This window comes from Cryobacterium breve (assembly GCF_027594785.1).
Lineage (GTDB): Bacteria > Actinomycetota > Actinomycetes > Actinomycetales > Microbacteriaceae > Cryobacterium > Cryobacterium breve_A.
Genome location: NZ_CP075584.1, coordinates 1422301 through 1442978, shown reverse-complemented (window position 1 = coordinate 1442978; position 20678 = coordinate 1422301). Strand labels below are relative to the sequence as shown.

General features: G+C 70.1%; 16 protein-coding genes and 4 pseudogenes. 17 read left to right on the top strand and 3 right to left on the bottom strand.

The genetic code is table 11. The features are described from left to right. The first annotated feature begins 97 nt into the window (after positions 1-97). Positions 98-1156, top strand: coding sequence for an ABC transporter permease (locus KIV56_RS06985; protein WP_281535678.1), 1059 nt, complete (start codon positions 98-100; stop codon positions 1154-1156). Positions 1157-1165: 9 nt separating this feature from the next. Continuing rightward, the gene (locus KIV56_RS06980) at positions 1166-2152 is read left to right on the top strand and encodes an aldo/keto reductase (RefSeq protein ID WP_281535677.1); all 987 of its coding nucleotides are present in this window, start codon (positions 1166-1168) and stop codon (positions 2150-2152) included. Between the two features lie 149 nt (positions 2153-2301). On the opposite strand, the gene KIV56_RS06975 is transcribed toward KIV56_RS06980, so the two are convergent. Continuing rightward, complete coding sequence (locus tag KIV56_RS06975) at positions 2302-3021, bottom strand: aldo/keto reductase (protein WP_348648494.1); 720 nt, start codon at positions 3019-3021, stop codon at positions 2302-2304. 359 nt (positions 3022-3380) lie between these two features. On the opposite strand from KIV56_RS06975, the gene KIV56_RS06970 reads away from it, so the two are divergent. The 5 genes and pseudogenes from KIV56_RS06970 to KIV56_RS19575 form a co-directional block, all read left to right on the top strand. Further along, on the top strand, positions 3381-4421 hold the full coding sequence (locus KIV56_RS06970; protein ID WP_281535676.1) for an NAD(P)-dependent alcohol dehydrogenase: 1041 nt from the start codon (positions 3381-3383) through the stop codon (positions 4419-4421). Between the two features lie 169 nt (positions 4422-4590). Next, positions 4591-5070 carry a hypothetical protein gene (locus tag KIV56_RS06965; protein WP_281535675.1) on the top strand — a complete coding sequence of 160 codons (480 nt, stop codon included), beginning with the start codon at positions 4591-4593 and terminating at the stop codon, positions 5068-5070. Beyond that, entirely contained in the window at positions 5067-6632 is a 1566-nt protein-coding gene (locus KIV56_RS06960) for a GMC family oxidoreductase (RefSeq protein ID WP_281535674.1), read from the top strand. Before KIV56_RS06965 ends, KIV56_RS06960 begins: the two co-directional genes overlap by 4 nt. Positions 6633-6684: 52 nt before the next feature. After that, positions 6685-6969, top strand: a pseudogene (locus KIV56_RS19580) (YbhB/YbcL family Raf kinase inhibitor-like protein); the annotation flags it as partial. Between the two features lie 121 nt (positions 6970-7090). Beyond that, positions 7091-7231 (top strand): annotated as a pseudogene (locus KIV56_RS19575) (YbhB/YbcL family Raf kinase inhibitor-like protein); the annotation flags it as partial. Between the two features lie 115 nt (positions 7232-7346). Here the strand turns inward: KIV56_RS19575 and KIV56_RS06950 are convergent. Continuing rightward, positions 7347-8216, bottom strand: a complete 870-nt coding sequence (locus KIV56_RS06950) for an IclR family transcriptional regulator (RefSeq protein WP_281535673.1) — start codon at positions 8214-8216, stop codon at positions 7347-7349. Between the two features lie 162 nt (positions 8217-8378). On the opposite strand from KIV56_RS06950, the gene KIV56_RS20285 reads away from it, so the two are divergent. Continuing rightward, positions 8379-9635, top strand: coding sequence for a glycerol dehydrogenase (locus tag KIV56_RS20285; RefSeq protein ID WP_432432614.1), 1257 nt, complete (start codon positions 8379-8381; stop codon positions 9633-9635). Between the two features lie 136 nt (positions 9636-9771). Here the strand turns inward: KIV56_RS20285 and KIV56_RS06940 are convergent. Next, a pseudogene (locus tag KIV56_RS06940) lies at positions 9772-10979 on the bottom strand (MFS transporter). Positions 10980-11226: 247 nt separating this feature from the next. Between KIV56_RS06940 and KIV56_RS06935 the strand changes: the two are divergent. The 9 genes and pseudogenes from KIV56_RS06935 (at position 11227) to KIV56_RS06895 (ending at position 20669) form a co-directional block, all read left to right on the top strand. After that, positions 11227-12121 (top strand): annotated as a pseudogene (locus tag KIV56_RS06935) (sulfurtransferase). A 102-nt stretch (positions 12122-12223) separates the two neighbouring features. Beyond that, on the top strand, positions 12224-13222 hold the full coding sequence (locus KIV56_RS06930; protein WP_281535672.1) for a siderophore-interacting protein: 999 nt from the start codon (positions 12224-12226) through the stop codon (positions 13220-13222). Between the two features lie 188 nt (positions 13223-13410). Further along, complete coding sequence (locus KIV56_RS06925; RefSeq protein WP_281535671.1) at positions 13411-14370, top strand: FecCD family ABC transporter permease; 960 nt, start codon at positions 13411-13413, stop codon at positions 14368-14370. Further along, positions 14367-15533 (top strand): FecCD family ABC transporter permease, encoded by a 1167-nt coding sequence (locus KIV56_RS06920; protein ID WP_281535670.1) that lies wholly within the window; start codon positions 14367-14369, stop codon positions 15531-15533. Before KIV56_RS06925 ends, KIV56_RS06920 begins: the two co-directional genes overlap by 4 nt. A gap of 162 nt (positions 15534-15695) precedes the next feature. After that, positions 15696-16550, top strand: a complete 855-nt coding sequence (locus KIV56_RS06915) for an ABC transporter ATP-binding protein (RefSeq protein WP_281535669.1) — start codon at positions 15696-15698, stop codon at positions 16548-16550. Positions 16551-16617: 67 nt separating this feature from the next. Continuing rightward, positions 16618-17640: an iron-siderophore ABC transporter substrate-binding protein gene (locus KIV56_RS06910; protein ID WP_281535668.1), complete on the top strand. Its 1023-nt coding sequence runs from the start codon at positions 16618-16620 to the stop codon at positions 17638-17640. A 297-nt stretch (positions 17641-17937) separates the two neighbouring features. After that, a complete protein-coding gene (locus tag KIV56_RS06905; RefSeq protein WP_281535667.1) occupies positions 17938-18747 on the top strand; it encodes a transporter substrate-binding domain-containing protein in 810 nt (269 codons plus the stop codon). Between the two features lie 198 nt (positions 18748-18945). Continuing rightward, complete coding sequence (locus tag KIV56_RS06900) at positions 18946-19866, top strand: amino acid ABC transporter permease (protein ID WP_281536096.1); 921 nt, start codon at positions 18946-18948, stop codon at positions 19864-19866. Positions 19867-19916: 50 nt separating this feature from the next. Continuing rightward, positions 19917-20669, top strand: coding sequence for an amino acid ABC transporter ATP-binding protein (locus KIV56_RS06895; protein ID WP_134449397.1), 753 nt, complete (start codon positions 19917-19919; stop codon positions 20667-20669). Positions 20670-20678: the final 9 nt, after the last annotated feature.

Sequence of the window (20678 nt, the reverse complement as noted above, 5' to 3'; positions counted from 1 at the left end):
ACAAGTCTCCCATGCGCTCGCACAATAAAGAACGAACATTCGTTTTTTATCTGGAAATGACAGGCCCGGGCGCGACCCGGCACCAGAGGAGTCAGACATGTCACAGTCCCCGGCGGCGCGGCCGCACACGCGATGGGGTCGGACCATCGGCATCGCCCTCGGCGCGGCGCTCATCGTCGGCGTGCTGCTGCTCGCCTTCACGTGGCCCGCGAAGACCAGCACCGTGCACAACATCCCGCTCGCCGTTTCCGGACCGACCGCGCAGGTCGCGGCGATCACCGAGGCACTCGAGGCGGAGGGCACCTTCACGGTCGCCCCCGCCACCGACCGCGCCGACGCCGTGGCGCAGATCGAATCACGAGACGTTTACGGGGCCATCGTCCTGAGTGCGCCGCCCGAGGTACTGACCGCCTCGGCGAACGGTGCGGCCCTGAGCCAGATCTTCCAGGCCGTGGCGCTCCAGGTGCAATCCCAGGCCAACCAGGCCGCGGCAGCCGGTGCGGCCGCTGCCGGCCAGCCGGCGCCCCCCGCTGTGACGGTGTCCGTGACGGATGTCGTGCCCCTCGCAGCCACCGACGCCCGCGGTGCCGGCCTCGCGTCGGCGGCGTTCCCGCTCGCCCTGGGCGGCATGCTCGGCGGCGTGCTGGTGTCCCTGCTCGTCGTCGGCACCTGGCGGCGCCTGTTCGCCCTCGGGGCGTACACGATCCTGGCGTCGTGCCTCATCGTGGCGGTCATGCAGGGCTGGTACGGCGCGCTCCAGGGGGATGCCGTCCTGAACCTGCTGGCGATCGCCCTCGCCCTGCTCGGGACCAGTTCGCTCATCGTCGGGCTGAATGCCGCGATCGGCACGGCGGGCATCGGCGTCGGAGCCGTGATCACCCTCTTTGTCGCCAATCCGATCTCGGCGGCGGCCCAGCCGCTGCAGTTCCTGCCCGAGCCGTGGGGTGCGGTCGGACAGTGGTTCGTGCCGGGGGCATCCGTCTCGTTATTGCGCGACCTGTCGTATTTCCCCGCGGCGGATGCCCTGTTCCCCTGGCTCGTCCTCGTCGGCTGGGCATCGGCAGGGGTGGTCCTCGCGATGATCGGGCACTTCCGCAACCAGGAGGTCGTGCACGTTGAGGGTGCCCTCGAGACCGATGTCGTGCGCGCCGCATAAGCTGGGGACATGGACACACGCACCCTGGGAAGAACCGGCCGAACCGTCTCCGTCATCGGGCTCGGAACGTGGCAACTCGGAGCGGACTGGGGGAACGTCAGCGAGGCCGATGCGACCGCAGTGCTCGCGGCATCCGCCGACGCCGGGGTCACCTTCTTCGACACCGCGGACGTCTACGGCGACGGACGCAGCGAACAGATCATCGGGCGCTATCTCGCCTCCGCCGGCGCAGACGCCGGGATCACGGTCGCGACCAAGATGGGCCGCCGCGTCGACCAGCTCGCCGAGAACTACGTGCTCGCCAACTTCCGGGCCTGGACCGAACGCTCGCGTCGCAACCTCGGCGTGGACACCCTCGACCTCGTGCAGCTGCACTGCCCGCCGAGCGCGGTCGTCGAATCGGGCGAGGTCTACGACGCGCTCGACACCCTCGTCGCCGACGGCACCATCGCGGCGTACGGCTTCAGCGTGGAGACCTGCGACCAGGCCCTCGCCGCGATTGCCCGCCCGGGCACCGCGACCGTGCAGATCATCCTGAACGCGTTCCGGCTCAAGCCGCTCGACGCCGTGCTCCCCGCCGCCCGCGCGGCCGGGGTCGGCATCATCGCCAGGGTCCCGCTCGCGAGCGGGCTGCTCACCGGCAAGTACACCCGCGCCACGACCTTCGCCGAGAACGACCACCGCAACTACAACCGCGACGGCAGCCACTTCGACGTCGGCGAGACCTTCTCCGGCGTGGACTACGAGACCGGCCTCACCGCGGCCGCCGAGTTCGCCGCCCTCGTGCCGGCCGGGCTCACGCCCGCGCAGGCCGCGCTCGCCTGGGTCGCCCAGCAGGACGGCGTGAGCGCCGTCATCCCCGGCGCGCGCTCGATCACGCAGGCGCAGGGCAACGCGGCGGCCGGGTCGGTCCCCGCGCTCAGCGCGGAGTTCCTCGCCGGCGTCCGCGACATCTACGACCGCCTCCTCCGCGCCCAGATCCACCCGCGCTGGTAGCCAGCGCCCAGCGCCCGCGTTTCCGCGCCTCCGCCTTTCCGCGAGAGTACACTTTTGGCCCTTTAAACCCGAGGTTTAAAGGGCCAAAAGTGTACTCTCGCGGATGCTCGCGGATGCTCGTGGGCGCCGGTCGCTCGTGGGCGTGGGGGTCAGTCGAGGTCGTCGGGGTCGCGGCCGGTGCGCTCTCCGGAGTCGAGGGTCGCGATTGCGGCGAGGTCGGCCGCGTCGAGGGCGAAGTCGAAGACGTCGAGATTTTCCCGGATGCGCGATGGCGTCACCGACTTCGGGATCACGATGTCGCCGAGCTCGAGGTGCCAGCGGATCACGACCTGCGCGGCCGACTTGCCGTAACGTGCGCCGATGGCCTCGAGCGTCGGGTCACCGATCGCCCGGCCGCGGGCGAGGGGCGACCAGTCTTCGGTGAGGATGCCGTGGGCCGCGTCGTAGGCACGGGCATCCGCCTGCTGCAGCCACGGGTGCAGTTCGATCTGGTTCACCACGGGAACCACCTCGGTCTCGGCGAGGAGCCGGTCGAGGTGGTGCGGGTGGAAATTGGACACCCCGATCGAGCGGGCGCGCCCGTCGGCGCGGATCGTCTCGAGGGCCCGCCAGGTATCGACGTACCTGTCCTGGCGCGGCGCCGGCCAGTGGATCAGGTACAGGTCGACGTAGTCGAGGCCGAGCTTGCCAAGACTCTCATCGAAGGCGCGCAGGGTGCTGTCGTAGCCCTGGTCGGCGTTCCACACCTTCGTCGTCACGAAGACGTCGCCGCGGGGGAGTCCTGCCCTGGCGATGCCCTGGCCGACGCCTGCCTCGTTGGCATAGAGCGCCGCCGTGTCGACGTGCCGGTAGCCGGACTCGAGCGCCACCTGCACCGCATCGGCCGCGGCCGCCTCCGGAATCTTGTAGACCCCGAGCCCGAGCCTGCGGGATCGAGTGGCCGTCGTGGAACTGCAGAACGGGTGAAGAGGTCATAGCTCCATTAAACCGGCCCTGCAGCTTTCCGCGAAAGCGGGTGGATCGTCGGTTGGACACGGCCAGAACGACGATTCACCCGATTTCGCGGAAGGGGCGGCCCGACCGGATGCGCGCTTCTCACGGGGTGAGAGGAGCGCTTTCTCCACCGGGGCGAGTGCCGCAGAGTATGAACCATCTCGTGCCGCCCCTCCGGGTTGCGGCAACCGGGCACTGCCGCCCGGAACGAAGTCGCGGGATACAGGAGGTCACGGTGAAGGCTGTCCGGATCCATTCCTATGGCGCGAATCCGACCCTCGACGAGGTCCCGGAGCCCGAGATCCTCGGCCCCTGGGACGTGCTCGTCGACGTCGGCGCCGCCGGACTCTGCCGTACCGACCTGCACATCATCGAGGGCCAGTGGGATCCGATCCAGCACCCGCACCTGCCGTACATTCTCGGCCACGAGAATGCCGGCTGGGTGCGGGCCTGCGGCTCGGCCGTGCACAACGTCGCGGTCGGCGACACGGTCATCATGCATCCGCTCACCAGCTGCGGTCTCTGCCCCGCCTGCCGGGAGGGCCAGGACTCGCACTGCGAGAACGCCACGTTCCCCGGCATCAACGTCGACGGCGGCATGGCCGAGGTGTTGCGCACGAACGCGCGCGCCGTCGTCAAGCTCGACCCCGCACTCCAGCCCCGCGACGTGGCCGCGCTGGCGGATGCCGGACTCACCGCGTACCACGCCGTGCGGAAGGCCGCCCCGGTGCTCTTTCCCGGGAGCCACGCCGTCGTGATCGGCTCCGGCGGACTCGGGCACATCGGCGTGCAGAGCCTCGCGGCGATCACGAGCGCGGAAATCACCGTCGTCGACCGCTCCGAGGCGGCCCTCGAGCTCGCCGGTCAGATCGGCGCCCATCACACCGTGCTCGCGACGAGCGATGCGGCGGTGGAGAAGGCCGTCGCCGAGATCACCGGCGGTGGCGCGCACATCGTCTTCGACTTCGTCGGCGAACGCGGGGCGGAACTGCTCGCCCCGAAGCTGCTCCGGAACCGCGGTTCGCACTACGTGATCGGCTACGGCGGCACGGTCAGCCTGCCGACGATCGAGATCATCTCGCGCGAGATCAACGTGATCGGCAACCTTGTCGGCACGTACACCGACCTGGTCGAACTGATGACCCTCACCGCGCAGGGCAAGGTGACCCTGCATACCGCCGTCTACCCGCTCGAGGCCGCCAACGACGCGATCGCCGACCTCGAGAGCGGCCGCCTGGTCGGCCGCGGCATCCTCGTGCCCGGTCGCACCATGTGAGGCCCTCGCGCCGCCGTCGTGCGGTCGCGCGCTCCACTCACCCCGATCCCGACCCGCCCCGATCCATCCCGATCCATCCGAAGGAGACCACCAGTGACGTTCCTCGAAACCTCGGAAACCCCGAGCGCCTTCCTCGACTCCCCCGCGGGCACGCGTCTTGCTCGTGCGCGTGATCCGGGTCGCATTCCCGCACGCGCAGCTGCCGGATACCGCGTACGAGAAGACCGCAGACGCCCTGATCGCGCTCGCTGAGAAATCGCCCCGGCACTTCCTCGCCCTGTCGTCCGGCCTCGCGAGCCTCGACACCCTTCCGGCCGGCGCCTTCCTCGACCTCAATGCGATGGATGCCACGGCTCGCCTGCGCGCGATCGAGCACACCGAATTCTTCGCCTTCGTCCGCGCCAACACCGTGCTGACCCTGTACAACCTCCCGGAGGTCTGGGAGGCGCTCGGCTATGAGGGCGCGTCCTTCGACAAGGGCGGCTACCTCACCCGCGGCTTCAACGACCTCGACTGGCTCCCGGAGCCGCGGATCGAGGAATACACCGGCGAGCTGAACCACGTCGAGATCGGCCCGCTCACCCGGCAGGTCGGTGCGGCGAGTGGGCCGGCGGAATCCGCTTCGACCAGGGACGAGGTGACGAAATGACCGCCATCGATCACGACGAGGAGGCCGTCGTCATCATCGGCTCCGGCGCGGGCGGTGGCACCCTCGCCTATGAGCTCACCGCCCGGGGGATCAAGGTCGTCGTGCTCGAGGCCGGCCCGCACATCACGAATGACGAATACGTCAACGACGAGTGGGCCGCGTTCTCCCAGATGGCCTGGCTCGATCCGCGCACGACGAGCGGTTCCTGGCGCATCGCGCGTGACTTCCCGAACCTGCCGGCCTGGATCGTCAAGGCGGTCGGCGGCAGCACCACCCACTGGTCCGGCGCGACGCCGCGGTTCCTCGCCCACGAATTCCAGGCTCGGAGCACGTACGGGGCGATCGACGGCGCGAACCTGCTCGACTGGCCGCTCACCCTCGCCGAACTGGCTCCGTACTACGACCGCGCCGAGATCGCGATGGGCTCGACGCACCGGCACGGTCGCGCCGCGCTGCCCGCCAACAACAACTACAAGGTGTTCGCGAACGGCGCCGCCCGGGTCGGCTACAACTTCTACGCGACCGGTCCGTACGCGACGAACGCCGAGCCGTACGACGGGCGCCCGGCATCCGTGCAGGACGGCTTCAACTTCCAGGGCGACAAGTCCGGCGCGAAGTGGAGCACCCTCGTGCGCGAGATCCCCCGGGCGGGGGCGACCGGTCACCTCGACCTGCGCCCGCTCAGCCAGGCCGTGCAGATCACCCACGACCAGACCGGGCGCGCCGACGCCGTGCTCTACCTCGATGCGGCCGGCGGTCTGCACCGGCAGCGCGCACGGATCGTGTGCGTCGCCGGGAATTCGATCGAGACGCCGCGACTGCTGCTGCTCAGTGCGAGCTCGCTGTTCCCGGACGGTCTCGCCAACTCCTCCGGCCAGGTCGGCCGCAACTACATGCGGCACACCACCGGCTCCGTCTACGCCCAGTTCCCCGACCCGGTTCACTCCTATCGCGGCGAGACCATGGCCGGGATCATCGCGGACGAGGCGCGCCACGACGAGCGCCGCGGCTTCGCCGGCAGGTACTACCTCGAAACCCTCTCGCTCGGGCCTGCATTCCTCGCAGCCTTCGCGGACCCGGGTTCGTGGGGGCGCGACTTCACCTCGATCCTCGACGGCTACGCCCACACTGCCGGTCTCTGGATCGTCGGTGAGGACATGCCGCAGGAGACCAACCGGATCACCCTCAACGGCTCGGTCACGGATGCCGCAGGCCTGCCGGTCGCGAACGTGAACTTCGACGACCACCCGAACGACGTCGCCATGCGCGACCACGGCTACCGCCAGGCCGAGCTGCTCTACGACGCGGTCGGGTCGATCTCGGCGCACCGCACCCCGCCCTATCCGTCCACGCACAACCTCGGCACGAGCCGGATGAGTGCGCGACCGGAGGACGGCGTGGTGAACAAGTTCGGGCGTGCCCACGATGTGCCGAACCTGTTCGTGAGCGACGGTTCTGTCTTCACGACCGGCGCCGCGGCGAACCCCACCCTCACGATCGTGGCCCTCGCCATCCGGCAGGCCGACCACATCGCCGAACAGCTCGCCAACCGGTCCCTCTGACCGGCGCCTGCCACCGACCCGTCCCCACGCCCCGACAAGGAGAGTGCGCACCATGACCCACGACCAGATGATGAGAACCCCATACGACCAGATCGGCGAGGTGCCGACCTTCACCCTCGAATCCACCGACGTGAAGAACGGCGAGGAACTCGCCCCGCCGCAACGCAGCGGGATCTTCGGCGCCGGCGGAAGCGACACGTCCCCAGAACTGCACTGGAGCGGGTTCCCGGCAGGGACCAGGAGCTTCGCGGTCACGGTGTACGACCCGCTCGCCCCGACGGGGAGCGGATTCTGGCACTGGGCCGTCGCCGACATCCCCGCGACGACGACAAGCCTGCCCACCGGGGCGGGGGAGGAGAACAGCACGACCCTGCCGCCCGGCGCCTGGCAGGCTCACGAACGATGCCAGTCTCCGGCGCTACCTCGGTGCGGCCCCGCCGGCCGGCCACGGGCGGCACAACTACTACATCGCCGTGCACGCCCTCGACGTCGACACCATCGGCATTCCGGAGACGTCGACGCCCGCGTTCCTCACCTTCAACCTCGGCGGGCACACCCTCGCCCGCGCCGTGATCACCCCCTGGTGGGAGGCCCGCTAACCGCTCGCCCCGCCCTAACCAATTCGACGGAGTTTTCGAGTTTCTGGCGCGTGGGAGCCCGATCTAAGCGCTCTCCGGACAAAATCTCCGTCGAATTGGTTAGGTGAGCGGATGCTCAGCGCCGGACGCTGCCGGAGCGGAAGTACCGCGAGAGTCCGGCGGCGGTCCCGCGCAGCATCCGCTCGAGGTCGCGTTCGCGGGTCGCGATCGTGGCGGCCCTGGCCGAGATCGCGACCGAGCCGACGAGCAGGCCGGCGGAGTTGCGCACGCCGACGGCGGCGCACGTCATGCCAGGGACGAACTCCTCGTGTTCCCAGGCCACGTGCGACCGGGAGATCGACTCGAGCTGGCGCTCCAGTTCTCCGCGCTCGGTGATGGTCGCCGGGGTGAGCCGTAACAACCCATGAGCATCGAGGTACTGGTCGCGCTGCTCGCCGCTCATGCCGCTGAGCATGATCTTGCCGAACGCGGTCGCATGCGCGGCCTCGTGGAAACCGAAGCTCAACGGGGTGAGGCGCGGGGCGGCCGGGGAATCCACGATGTACGTGACGACGACATCCGCCCCCCGGTACACGGCGAAGTACGCGGCCGCCCGGGCGCTGCGGTGCAGGCGGGCGATCTCGGTGCGCACCTCGGTGGGCACCCCGATCTGGCGATGCAGCGAGACGCCGAGCTGGTGCAGTTTGTAGCCGAGTTCGAACTTGCGCTCCCGGCGGATGTGCACGAGGTAGTCGCTCTGCACGAGCGTCTGCATGAGCCGGTACACGGTCGGCAGCGGGTAGCCGAGGCTCGCCGAGACCTCCTTCGCCGTGGCCCCGCCGCGCTCGGCGACGATCTCGAGGATCGCGAGCGTCTTCTGGATCGAGGCGACCCCGCCGGGGGCGGGTGGCGCGGGCAGGGCCGTGACGTTGGAGGTCAGGGGCGGCTGCGCGAGCGTCCGGGGCGACGACGGCTGGGACAGGGGAAGAGCATCCGTGATCTTCATGCGGCCATTGTCGGTCGGGCGCGGTCCCGGCACAATCGCACGGCGCCTGAGAAGATCCCGGGTACGGCGAGCAGCTTCTCACATGGTGACAGGGCCCCTGACCGACCGTGACCGGCGAATTTAGGCTGGCGGCATCCGCATCGATTGAAAAAGGAGATCGCCATGGCCGCCTCCAGCGCCATTCGCACCATCATCAGCCCCGGCCGCTACGTCCAGGGGAAGGGGGCGCTGTCCCGGCTCGGCGAATTCCTCGCGCCGCTCGGGAAGACCCCGCTCCTCGTCTCAGACGACGTCGTCTGGGGGATCGTCGGACAGCGCGCCACGGACTCGCTCCGCGCCGCCCAGCTGCCCGTCACCCGGGAACGCTTCGGCGGCATCCCCACGGCCGCGGAGGTCACCCGCCTCGTCGGCGTGATCGACAGGACCGGCGCCGACGTCATCGTCGCCCTCGGCGGCGGCAGCACCATGGACGCCGTGAAGGCCGCGGGGTTCCTGGCCGGCATCCGCTGGGTCACGGTGCCCTCCGTCGCTTCGACGGATGCCCCCACCTCGGCCCTCTCCGTGATCTACACCGCGGACGGCGCGTTCGAGGAGTACCGCTTCTTCCCGAAGAACCCGGACCTCGTGCTGATGGACACCCAGCTCGTGGCGGATGCCCCCGCCGCGTTCCTGGCCGCGGGCGTCGGCGATGCCCTCGCGACCTGGCTCGAGGCCCGGGCCACGAGGCAGTCGCACGCGAACACGATGGCCGGCGGCCTGCCGACTCTCGCGGGCACCGCGCTCGCCGAGCTGTCCTGGGGCGTGATCTGGGACAACGCGCTCCCCGCCCTCGACGCCGTGCGCGACCATCAGGTCACCCCGGCCGTCGAGAAGCTCGTCGAGGCCAACACGTTGCTGTCGGGGCTCGGGTTCGAGTCCGGCGGGCTGGCCGCCGCCCACGCGATCCACAACGGCCTGACCGCGGCGCACCAGACCCATGGCCTCGCCCACGGGCAGAAGGTCAACATCGGCTCGGTCACGCAGGCTCGTGCTCGAGGGCGCCCCGACCCAGGAGATCCGCGACTTCATCGAGTTCACGACCCGGGTCGGGCTGCCGAACACCCTGACCGAGGTCGGCCTCAGCGTCGACGACGAGGACGACCTGCGCCGCGTCGCCGAAGCGGCGACGGTGCCAGGGGAGACCATCCACAACATGCCGTTCCCGATCACCCCCGACGAGCTGGTCAGCGCGCTCAAGTCGATCGAGCGGTTCTCCCGCACCGTGCGGAGCGAGGCGCACCTGCCCGCGCCTGTGCAGTACGTCGCCCACGAGGTCGACACGCACTAGTCCGCAGGTCTCCGGCAGCGGATGCCGCGGCATCCGCTGCCCGGACCCGCGCCCTCGATGTCGCCCGCGAGAGTACACTTTTGGCCCTTTAAACTGCGGGTTTAAAGGGCCAAGAGTGTACTCTCGCGGCACTCTGCCGGTACTCTGCCGGCACCATACCGGCACTCTTGCGACCCCTCGCGGGCGGGCGCCGGCGCGAGGGTCCTGGCGCAGTCGCGGCGGTGCGGGCTAGGAGACCTGGATCTGGATCGGCGCGGTGTCGGGGATCGGGCCGGCGTCGCGGCCGCGCAGGTCGGGGTGCCAGCGGCGTCCGAGCGCGGGAATCAGGGTGCCGAGCGCCGCGAAACCGGCGGCGACGAGGATGGCCGAACCGGCGCCGTTGTGGTCGATCATGAAGCCGGCCGTCGCCGACCCGAGCGCCGCGCCCATCAGCTGGCCGGTGCCGACCCAGCCGTACGCCTCGGCGGTGTCACTGAACTTGACGCTCGCGGAGACGATCCCGAACAGTACGGCGAAGGCCGGCGCGATGCCGATGCCCGCGAGGAGCAGGGTGGCGGCGAGCCACCAGAAGCTGAGTCCCAGGGTCGCGAGGGACAGGCCGATCGTGACGATCAGCATCCGCCCGGCGAGGGCCCACGGACCGATCGGCGCGTGGCCGAGCGCGAGGCCGCCCACGAGCGAGCCGATCGCGAAGATGCCGAGCACCCAGCCGGAGTCCGCGCTGCCGTGGCCGAAAGCCGCGACGACGCCGGCCTCGACGGCGGAGCACGCCGCGACGAGCATGAAGCCGACGACGGTGCTGAGGAGCACCGGGGGACGCTTGAGCACGGCGCCGAGCTTGCGGCGGCTGCGCGGGATCCGCACCCGGCCGACCTCCGGTAGCACGACGAACCAGATGCCGCCGCCGACCAGGAACGCGGCGGCGAGCAGGATGCCGGCGACCGAGCTGATCTGGATCGCGACGAACGTGGCGATGACCGGTCCGAGCACCCAGATGATCTCCTGGGCGGATGCGTCGAGCGAGAACAGGGGGTGAGCTGGCGGGAGTTGACGATCTTCGGGTAGATCGTGCGCACGGCCGGCTGGATCGGCGGTGTCGTCAACCCCGCGACGAGGCCGATCACCATCAGGCCCCAGATCGGCAGGACCAGCAGCGCCATCACGACGATGGCGCTCGCGCAGATCGCGATCGTGGCGATGATGACCGGGCGCATGCCCCACCGGCCCATGAGGCGGCTCGTGAGGGGACCTGCGATCGCCTGGCCGATGCTCATCGCACCGAGCACGAGGCCGGCGGAGCCGTAGGAGTCGTAGACGCGCTTGATGTGGATCAGGAACGCGAGCGAGAGCATCCCGAACGGGAAGCGGGCGGTCAGCTGCGCGGCGATCAGACGGGCAACCCCGGGCGTCTTCAGTAGGGTCCAGTAGCTGCTCACTCGTTCAAGTCTACGGGCGAGGCCCGGTGCGGGACGAGAGTCGGGCCGCCGCCACGCAATCCGTCGCCACCCCGCGCCGAATTGCATCGCGCGCGCGGCCGTTTTCGCAACGAACGTGTACGGGACGCAATTCCGTGCCGACGACGGTGCCACGGGGCGAGTCCCGGGCGGTGAGTGGCCCGCGCCCTGACCGAGGGCGTCGGCGGATGCGGGTGCCCGTGCCGCGCACACCCGGTACCGTGGTTTCGTGAACACTTTGATCTCCGCCGAAGACCTGGCCAGCCTGCTCGAGACGCGTGACGACATCCGTGTGCTCGACGTCCGGTGGGCGCTCCTCGGGCCGAGCGGACGCGACGAATACGCCGCCGGACACCTGCCGGGCGCGGTCTACGTCGACCTCGAGACCGAGCTCGCCCGGCCAGGGGCGCCAGAGGACGGGCGGCACCCGCTCCCCGCGATCGAGGACCTGCAGGCGGCCGTGCGCCGCTGGGGAATCCACGACGACGACACCGTCGTGGTCTACGACGACCTGAGCCTGATGTCCGCGGCGCGGGCATGGTGGCTGCTGTTGCGGCACGCCGGGCACCGAAACGTGCTCCTGCTCGACGGTGCGCTCGCCGCCTGGCGCAGGGCGGGCTTGCCGCTCGTCGCCGGGGAGCAGCCTGACCCGCCGATCGGCACCGCACACCTCAGCTACGGTTCGCTCGGCACGATCGACGCCGACACCGCCGCTGCCATCGCGCACACCGGCATCCTCCTTGACGCGCGTGCCGGCGCCCGGTACCGGGGTGAGACGGAGCCGGTCGACCCGCGCGCCGGCCACATCCCCGGAGCGGTGAGCGCCCCGACGACGGACACCCTCGCCGACGACGGCCGCTTCCTGCCCGCCGACCAGGCTCCGCGCGCAGTTCGAGTCCCTCGGCGTGCGACCGATGCGACCGATCGGGGTCTACTGCGGATCGGGCGTCACCGCCGCCCACGAGATCGCCGCGCTCACGATCGCCGGGTTTGTCCCCTACCTGTATCCCGGATCCTGGTCGCAGTGGTCAAACCTCCCGGACCGCCCCGTGGAAACCGGGGACGGCCCGCACGGCGGGTCCGGTGGGTCCGCAGGGGCCGGCGGGGCCAGCATCGGGCTGTAGCCGGCCGAGCCGGCTCGCGGCGGCATCCGCTCGTCGTCGTGACCGGTGTGCTCACACCGAATTCACACGGCACGCGGAGCCCGGGGATGCAATACTTAGGTAATGCTTACCTTACCCAGCACCGAGGTGACCGGCGAGGACCTGCTCCCTGACGCACGCCCCGGCTACCGGCCCTACCGGGCGACGGTCGCGGGTATCCGGCGCCTGAGCCCGCATTTCGTGCGGGTGACCTTCACCGGCCCCGAATTCGAGCACTTCGGCACGGCCGGACTTGACCAGCGGATCAAGCTCGTCCTGCCGATCCCCGGCGTCGGCCTGGCCGATTTCGGCGCGGACGAGCAGCATGACCCTGCCTCGACCGGCACGGGCTGGTACGACCGCTGGCGGGCCCTTCCCGAGGCGGAGCGCAACCCGTTCCGCAGCTACACCGTGCGCTCGGTGCGCCCGCACCTCCGCGAACTCGACGTCGACTTCGTCTCCCACGGTCCGGCGGATGCCGCCGGTTCCGGCCCCGGCCCGGCCTCGCGCTGGCTCGCCGCGGCCCAGATCGGCGAGCACGTCGTCATCGTCGGGCCGGACTCCCGCAGCCGTGACGCAGGCCTCGGCCTCGACTGGCGCCCCGGCGATGCCACCTACCTGCTCCTCGCGGGCGACGAGACCGCGGTCCCCGCGATCTGCGGGATCCTCGACAGCCTGCGGCCCGGGCGCACGGCGCACGCCTTCCTCGAGGTGCCGGATGCCGCGGACCAGCTCGACGTCCGGGTCCCGGACGGGTGCTCGGTCACCTGGCTTCCGCGCTGCGCCGCCCCGCACGGCGAACGCCTCGACGCCGCCGTGCGCACCTGGGCCACCGGTCACCGGGGACCAGAGGTCCCGACCGGAACCGGCGTGACCGCGGCAGAGCTCGAGATCGACGTCGACCGCGACACCCTGTGGGACACCCCGGACACACCCTCGGGCGCCGGCTTCTACGCCTGGCTCGCCGGAGAGGCCGGCGCGATCAAGCGCCTCCGCCGGTTCCTCGTGAGCGAGACCGGCGTCGACCGCCGCCGCGTCTCCTTCATGGGCTACTGGCGCCTCGGCAAAGCCGAGCCCCAGTGAGCCGTCTGGCACACTCCTCCGAGTTCCCGGCCGCGAACAGCCCGGCCCTGAACCGCCCTGCCCCGAACCAATTCGACGGAGTTTTTGCCCAAAACACACGGGAGAGCGCTCTTTCGGGCCCGAAACCCGAAAAACTCCGTCGAATCGGTTCGGGTCGGCGGTCGACGGCGGGGCTCCTCGCCGCGGCCGTGCTCCTCGCCCTCGTGATCATCGCCTCCCTCGTGGTCGGCGCGCGGGACGTGTCATTCGGCACCGTCCTCGACGCCCTGTTCCGGCCGGATCCCGCCGTGACCGACCAGCTCGTGGTGCTCGACCTGCGCATCCCGCGCACAGTCGTCGGCCTGCTCGCGGGCCTCGCTCTCGGTATCGCCGGCGCGCTCATGCAGGGCGTCACCCGCAATCCCCTCGCCGACCCCGGCCTGCTCGGCGTCAACGCGGGCGCCTCCCTCTTCGTCGTCGGCGGCATCGCCCTGTTCGGGGTCACCAGCGCGCTCGGCTACGTGTGGTTCGCCTTCGTCGGGGCCGCGGTCGCGGCATCCGTCGTCTACGTCATCGGTTCGCTCGGACGCGGGGGAGCGACGCCCGTCAAGCTGACCCTCGCCGGCACCGCGCTCACCGCGGCGCTCACCTCGCTGATCACCATCGTGCTGCTCAGCGACCCGGCGACCTTCGACCGCTACCGGTTCTGGTCGGCGGGCTCCCTCTCCGCCCGCGGCCTCGACACGGCCCTGCAGCTCGCGCCGTTCATCCTCGTCGGAGCCGTGCTGGCGGCAACGGCCGGGCGGATGCTCAACGCGCTCGCCCTCGGAGACGACCTCGCCCGCGGCCTCGGCCAGAACGTCGTGGCCGCACGAATCGTCTGCTTCGTGGCCGTCGTGCTGCTCTGCGGCTCGGCGACCGCGCTCGCCGGCCCGATCGTCTTCGTCGGCCTCGCGGTGCCGCACCTCGCCCGCTGGTTCGCCGGCCCCGACTACCGCTGGACCCTCGCTCTCTCCGCGCTGCGCTGCTCGGCCCTGCTCCTGCTCGCCGACGTGATCGGCCGTGTGATCGCCCGCCCCGGCGAGGTCGAGGCCGGCCTCGTCGTCGCGTTCCTCGGCGCCCCCGTGCTGATCGCGCTCGTGCGCGGCACCAAGGCGGTCGGACTGTGACCCCGCGCACACCGCACGCTGCACCGGCCGACCTCGCCGAGGGTCGCCGTTCCCGCCCGGAATCCCCGGTGCACCGGGTCGTCCCGGCAGAAGCGGCGACTCTCGCGGCGGCGCGGGGTGCACGGCGCCGCCGGGAGCGTCGGATCGCGATCGTCCTCGCCGCCGCGCTGCTCGTCGTCGCCGCGCTGAGCCTCTCCGTCGGCTCCTATTCCGTCGCGGTGCCCGACCTGCTCCGCACCCTCGCCGGCCAGGGCACGGGAGCCGAGAACTTCATCGTGCTGACGCTGCGCCTGCCCCGGCTCGTGCTCGGGCTCCTGACCGGCATCGCCTTCGCGCTCTCGGGCGCCCTGTTCCAGACCGTGCTGCGCAATCCGCTCGCGAGCCCCGACATCGTCGGCGTCACCGGCGGGGCGAGCGCCGCCGCGGTGCTCGGGATGCTCGTGCTCGGCTTCGGCAGTCTGGCCACCGCCTTCGCGGCCTTCGGCGGTGCGATCCTCGTCGCGACCATCATCTACCTGCTGGCCTGGCGCGGCCGCGGCGGAGGTACGAGCGGCGTCGCCGGCTACCGCTTCGTGCTCATCGGCGTCGGCGTCGCGTTCATGGTGCAGGGCCTGCTCGGCTACCTGCTCAGCCGTGCCGAGCTTCGCAACGCCCAGGATGCCCTCACCTGGCTCGTCGGCAGCGTGAGCGGTGCCGCGTGGCCAGAGATCGCCGTCGTCGCGGTCGGGCTCGCCGTGCTCCTGCCCATCGTGCGGATGCTCGCGCCGCGTCTCCGCGCGCTGCAACTCGGCGACGACCTGGCCACGAGCCTCGGTGTCGGCGCCGAGCGCAACCGGCTCGGACTCCTCGCCGTCGCCGTCGCCCTCGCCGCGCTCGCGACGGCCATGGTCGGCCCGCTCGCGTTCGTCGCGTTCGTGTCCGCGCCGATCGCCCGCCGCCTCGTCGGCACCGGCGGGCTCGGCCTCGTGCCGTCGGCCCTGGTCGGCGCCCTGATCGTCAGTGGCGCCGACTTCGCCGCCCAGCACCTGCTCCCGGGCGGACTCCAGCTCCCGGCCGGGGTCGTCACCGGCGCCATCGGGGCGCCCTACCTGCTCTGGCTGCTCGCGACCGGAGCCGCAGGCGGCAGCGGCAGCTCGCGCGACAGCACCGAAGGAACCCGATGACCCACTCCAACCCGAACACGCCCGACCCGCGGCCTAACCGATTCGACGGAGTTTTTCGGCTTTTTGGCCCGAAACGGCCCTCTCACGGACGTTTCGGGCAAAAACTCCGTCGAATTGGTTCAGGGCCGGAAGCTCGGACGGACGCAGCATCCGTCGACCCAGTTGACCGCGCCGACCGCACGCACCACGAGCCTGCGCACCGTCGCCCTCGGCCTCGGCTACGATGGCGTCCCAATCGTCACCGACCTCGACCTCGAGATCGCCGTCGGACGCATCACGGTCATCGTCGGCGCGAACGCCTCGGGCAAGTCCACGCTCCTCCGCGGACTCGCCCGCCTGCTCGCCCCGCAATCCGGCGTGGTTCTCCTCGACGGCATCGACATCACGAAGATTCCGGGCAAGCGGGTCGCGACCGCGCTCGGCCTCCTGCCGCAACAGCCGCTCGCGCCGGAGGGCATCACCGTCGGCGAACTCGTCGGTCGCGGCCGGCATCCGCACCAGGGCTGGTTCCGCGGCACCACGGCCGCGGACGACGCCATCGTCGCCGACGCCCTCGTGCGCACCGGAACCCTGGACCTCGCCGCGCGCCGGCTCGAGGAGCTCTCCGGCGGCCAGCGCCAGCGGGTCTGGATCGCGATGGCCCTCGCCCAGGACACCGACATCCTGTTGCTCGACGAACCGACGAGCTTCCTCGACGTCGCCCACCAGATCGAGGTCCTCGACCTTCTCCTCGAACTCAACCGCACCCGGGGCACCACGATCGTGATGGTCCTCCACGACCTCAACCTCGCGGCCCGGTACGCCGACGAGATGCTCGTGATGCGCTCAGGCGGCATCATCGCCGCCGGGCCGCCCGCGAAGACCCTGACCGTCGACGTCGTCCGCTCCGCCTTCGGGCTCGACGCCCTCGTCATCCCCGACCCCGTCTGCGGTTCACCGCTCGTCGTGCCGATCGGAAGATTCCATCCCGCACCGACCCCGGCATCCGCTATATTAGGTAAGGCTAACCTAAGCTAGTTGAAGTGAGCTAGACCGAACCGCGTCACACAGCACCTCATCGACAACTGAGAAACCGGAGTTTCCCGTGCACCGTCCCCCCATCCGCGCGCTCGTCGCTGTGGCCGCCCTCGTCGCCCTGACCCTGACCGGCTGTTCCGCGCCCGCGCCCCAGGCGACGGATGCCGCGGCGGGCGACTCCGCTGCCGCATCGTTCCCCGTCACGATCGAGAACGCCTTCGGGTCCACCGTGATCCCGAAGCAACCGACCCGGGTCGTGACCTGGGGCTTGGGGAGTGCGGATGATGCGATCGCCCTCGGCGTCATTCCCGTCGCGATGCCGTTCCAGGCCTACGCGGGTGACGCCCAGGGGGTGCTGCCCTGGATCTCCGAAGCGCTCACGAAGACCGGAACGCCCACGCCGACCGTGCTGCCGGACTCCACTGAGCCGCCGTACGAGGACATCGCCAAGGCCGCACCCGACGTGATCCTCGCCGCGTATTCCGGCATCACCGCCGAGCAGTACGCGCTGCTCAGCAAGATCGCCCCCGTGGTCGGCTACCCCGACCAGCCCTGGGCGACCGATTGGCGCGAGCTCATCACGATCACCGGAACCGCGCTCGGCAAGACCGCCGAAGCGACCACCCTTCTCGCAGACATCGACGGGAAGATCGCCGCGGCCGCGGCTGCCCACCCCGAATTCACGGGAAAGTCGATCTCCCTCACGAGTGACAGCGGCGGAACGTTCTACGTCTACAAGAAGGAAGACCCCCGGGTCGCCTTCACCCTCGACCTCGGCTTCGTGAACGCACCCGCCGTCGACGCCCTCGCGACCGACGAGGCGAGCTTCTACTACACGCTCAGCCACGAACAGCTCGACAAGCTCACGAGCGACGTGCTCGTGAACTTCGGGACGACGCAGGAGGAATCGGATGCGTTCCTCTCCGCCGGCTATGCCCGGGCCATGCCGCAGGTGCAGCGCGGCTCCGTCGCCTCCCCGGTCGGCGCGGCATTCATCTCGTCCGTCTCCCCGCCGACGGGACTCTCGCTGACCTGGGGCCTCGACGACTACGTGACCATGCTCTCGACCGCGGCCAAGGCCGTCGAATAACGTCCGTCGCCCCGCTGAGTTGCGGACAAAACACTTTCGGCGACACGGCGAGGGGCCGCAACTCGGTGCTGGGTCCGTGAGCGATGGCGCGGTCGCACCGGGCGAAATCTGCCCGAAACACGCCAACGGCCATACTTGATCGAGACACGTCCCCCTCACGCTCGCTTTAGCTAGTCCAAAACGTGACCTGCGCACAGAATCCGCGTGGGCATCCTGTTATATGCTCACCTCTGTCGCTCACCGTTTACGGACTCAATGACGAACCCCTGACACCGACAAACAAAGAAGGTTCCGCATATGCGCGCTCGATACCTACTCCCCGCCGTCGCCGCCGCGGCCGCACTGATGCTCACCGGCTGCGTCGACAACTCGACGCCTACCACGGGCTCGACCAGCAGCGCCTCGGCCGCAGCGATCACCAAGGACGACGCGGCCGCCGCACTCGTTCCCGCCAAGATCGCCTCCTCCGGCAAGCTCATCGTCGGCAGCGACCCGACATACGCCCCGAACGAGTTCAAGGACGAAGCAGGCAAGCCGATCGGCTGGGGAATCGAGATCGCGAGCGCGATCGCGACCAAGCTCGGGCTGACGGCCGAATTCCAGGTCGCCAAGTTCGACAACATCATCCCCTCCGTCGCCGGCGGCAAGGCCGACCTGGGCGAGTCCTCGTTCACGGACACCGCCGAGCGCGAGAAGCAGGTCGACTTCGTCAACTACTACACCGCCGGCATCCAGTGGGCCTCGGCCAAGGACAAGACCGTCGACCCGGACAACGCCTGCGGCATGAAGGTCGCCGTGCAGGCTACGACGTATGAAGACACCGACGAGGTTCCCGCCAAGAGCGACGCGTGTGTCGCGGCGGGCAAGCCGGCGATCGACAAACTCAAGTTCGACACCCAGGATGCCGCGACGAACGCGGTCGTGCTCGGCCAGGCCGACGCGCTCAGCGCCGACTCTCCCGTCACCCTCTACGCGATCGCCCAGACCAAGGGCAAGCTGCAGGCTCGCGGGCAAGACCTTCGACGTCGCACCGTACGGCATGGTCGTCGCCAAGGGCTCCGACCTCGGCAAGGCCGTCCAGGCCGCGCTGCAGTCCATGGTCGATGACGGCAGCTACAAGGCCATCCTCGACACGTGGGGAGTCGCCGACGGCGGCATCGACAAGATCACGATCAACGCAGCCGCGAACGGCTAGCCGATGAGCACGCCGAATCTGAACGGCCGGGGGCGCGGCTCGCCTCGTCCCCGGCCGATCCGGCCGCCCCGGTTCCGATCAAGGCCATCCGGCTGCGTCACCCGTGGCGGATGGTCTTCGCGATCATCCTGATCGTGGTGTTCGCCCTCGCCATCGTGGACGCGGCCTTCCGCCCCGCGTACGACTGGCCCACGGTCGCGAAGTACCTCTTCGACCGGCGCATCTCCCAGGCCGCGCTCGTGACCCTCGAACTCACCGTCTACTCGATGGTGATCGCGATCGTCCTCGGCGTGATCCTCGCGGTGATGCGGCTGTCGCCCAACCCGGTCGTGAAGAGCCTCGCGTGGTTCTATCTCTGGGTCTTCCGCGGCACTCCGGTCTACGTGCAGCTGACCATCTGGGGCCTGATCTCGCTGATCTACTCGAGCATCGACATCGGGATCCCGTTCATGCACCCGTGGGTGTCGTTCGAGACGAACGCCGCGCTCAGCACATTCGCCCTCGCGGTCATCGGCCTCTCGCTCAACGAAGCCGCGTACATGGCCGAGATCGTCCGCGCCGGACTCCTCGCCGTCGACCGCGGCCAGGAAGAGGCCGCGACGGCGCTCGGCATGAGCTGGTCGCAGACGATGACCCGGGTCATCCTGCCGCAGTCGATGCGGGTGATCATCCCGCCGACCGGCAACGAGGTCATCTCGATGCTCAAGACGACCTCGCTCGTCACGGCGGTGCCGTTCAGCTTCGACCTGTTCGCCCGCTCTCGGGACATCTCCGCCGAGACCTTCAATCCGATCCCGCTGCTCATCGTCGCGTCGATCTGGTACCTGTTCTTCACCTCGATCCTGATGGTGGGCCAGTACTTCCTCGAGAAGCGATTCGCCCGCGGCATCGGTGACCGTCAGCCGGACAAGAAGGGCGGCGGTTCCAACCCCGACCCGACCACGGGTGTCACGATCGTGCCCGGCTCCGAGCAGGCGCCGGCGACCCGCACGACCCGAGAACCCGGAACCGGCCAGGGAGGCCCCTCGTGAGCGACATGACCACGCCGGGCGCGGCATCCGCTGACCGCGGTTACGTGCCGATGGTGCTCGCCGAGCAGGTCTCGAAGAGCTTCGGCTCGCACGAGGTGCTCAAGAGTATCTCCCTCGAGGTCAAACGCGGCGAGGTGATGTGCCTCGTCGGGCCGAGCGGGTCGGGCAAGTCCACGTTCCTGCGCTGCATCAACCACCTCGAGGTGCTCTCCGCCGGGCGGCTGAGTGTCGACGGCGAGCTGATCGGCTACCGCGAGACCAACGGCAAGCTCTACGAGATGGCGCCCAAGGAAGCGGCGAAGCAGCGCAGGGACATCGGCATGGTGTTCCAGCGCTTCAACCTGTTCCCGCACATGACCGCGCTTCAGAACGTGATGGAGGCCCCGCTGCGGGTCAAGGGACTACCCAAGGCGCAGGCCGAGCGCACCGCGCGCGACCTGCTCGCCCGGGTGGGACTCGCCGAACGCGCGGACTATTACCCCGCGCACCTGTCCGGCGGCCAGCAGCAGCGGGTCGCGATCGCCCGTGCCCTTGCGATGGAGCCCAAGCTGATGCTCTTCGACGAGCCCACGAGCGCGCTCGACCCCGAACTCGTCGGAGAAGTGCTCGACGTGATGAAGGGCCTCGCTAAGGAGGGCATGACCATGATCGTGGTCACCCACGAGATGGGTTTCGCCCGCGAGGTCGGGGACTCGCTCGTGTTCATGGACGGCGGCGTCGTCGTCGAGTCCGGAGACCCCGAGCTCGTGCTCAGCAACCCTCAGCACCGCCGCACCCAGGCATTCCTGTCGAAGGTGCTGTAACCACCAGCT

Bases quoted from the DNA above. Each gene is read 5' to 3' on its own strand.
- KIV56_RS06985 (WP_281535678.1), top strand. From the start codon at position 98: ATGTCACAGTCCCCGGCGGCGCGGCCGCACACGCGATGGGGTCGGACC.
- KIV56_RS06980 (WP_281535677.1), top strand. From the start codon at position 1,166: ATGGACACACGCACCCTGGGAAGAACCGGCCGAACCGTCTCCGTCATC.
- KIV56_RS06960 (WP_281535674.1), top strand. From the start codon at position 5,067: ATGACCGCCATCGATCACGACGAGGAGGCCGTCGTCATCATCGGCTCC.
- KIV56_RS06950 (WP_281535673.1), bottom strand. From the start codon at position 8,216: ATGAAGATCACGGATGCTCTTCCCCTGTCCCAGCCGTCGTCGCCCCGG.
- KIV56_RS20285 (WP_432432614.1), top strand. From the start codon at position 8,379: ATGGCCGCCTCCAGCGCCATTCGCACCATCATCAGCCCCGGCCGCTAC.
- KIV56_RS06930 (WP_281535672.1), top strand. From the start codon at position 12,224: ATGCTTACCTTACCCAGCACCGAGGTGACCGGCGAGGACCTGCTCCCT.
- KIV56_RS06905 (WP_281535667.1), top strand. From the start codon at position 17,938: ATGCGCGCTCGATACCTACTCCCCGCCGTCGCCGCCGCGGCCGCACTG.
- KIV56_RS06900 (WP_281536096.1), top strand. From the start codon at position 18,946: ATGGTCTTCGCGATCATCCTGATCGTGGTGTTCGCCCTCGCCATCGTG.
- KIV56_RS06895 (WP_134449397.1), top strand. From the start codon at position 19,917: ATGGTGCTCGCCGAGCAGGTCTCGAAGAGCTTCGGCTCGCACGAGGTG.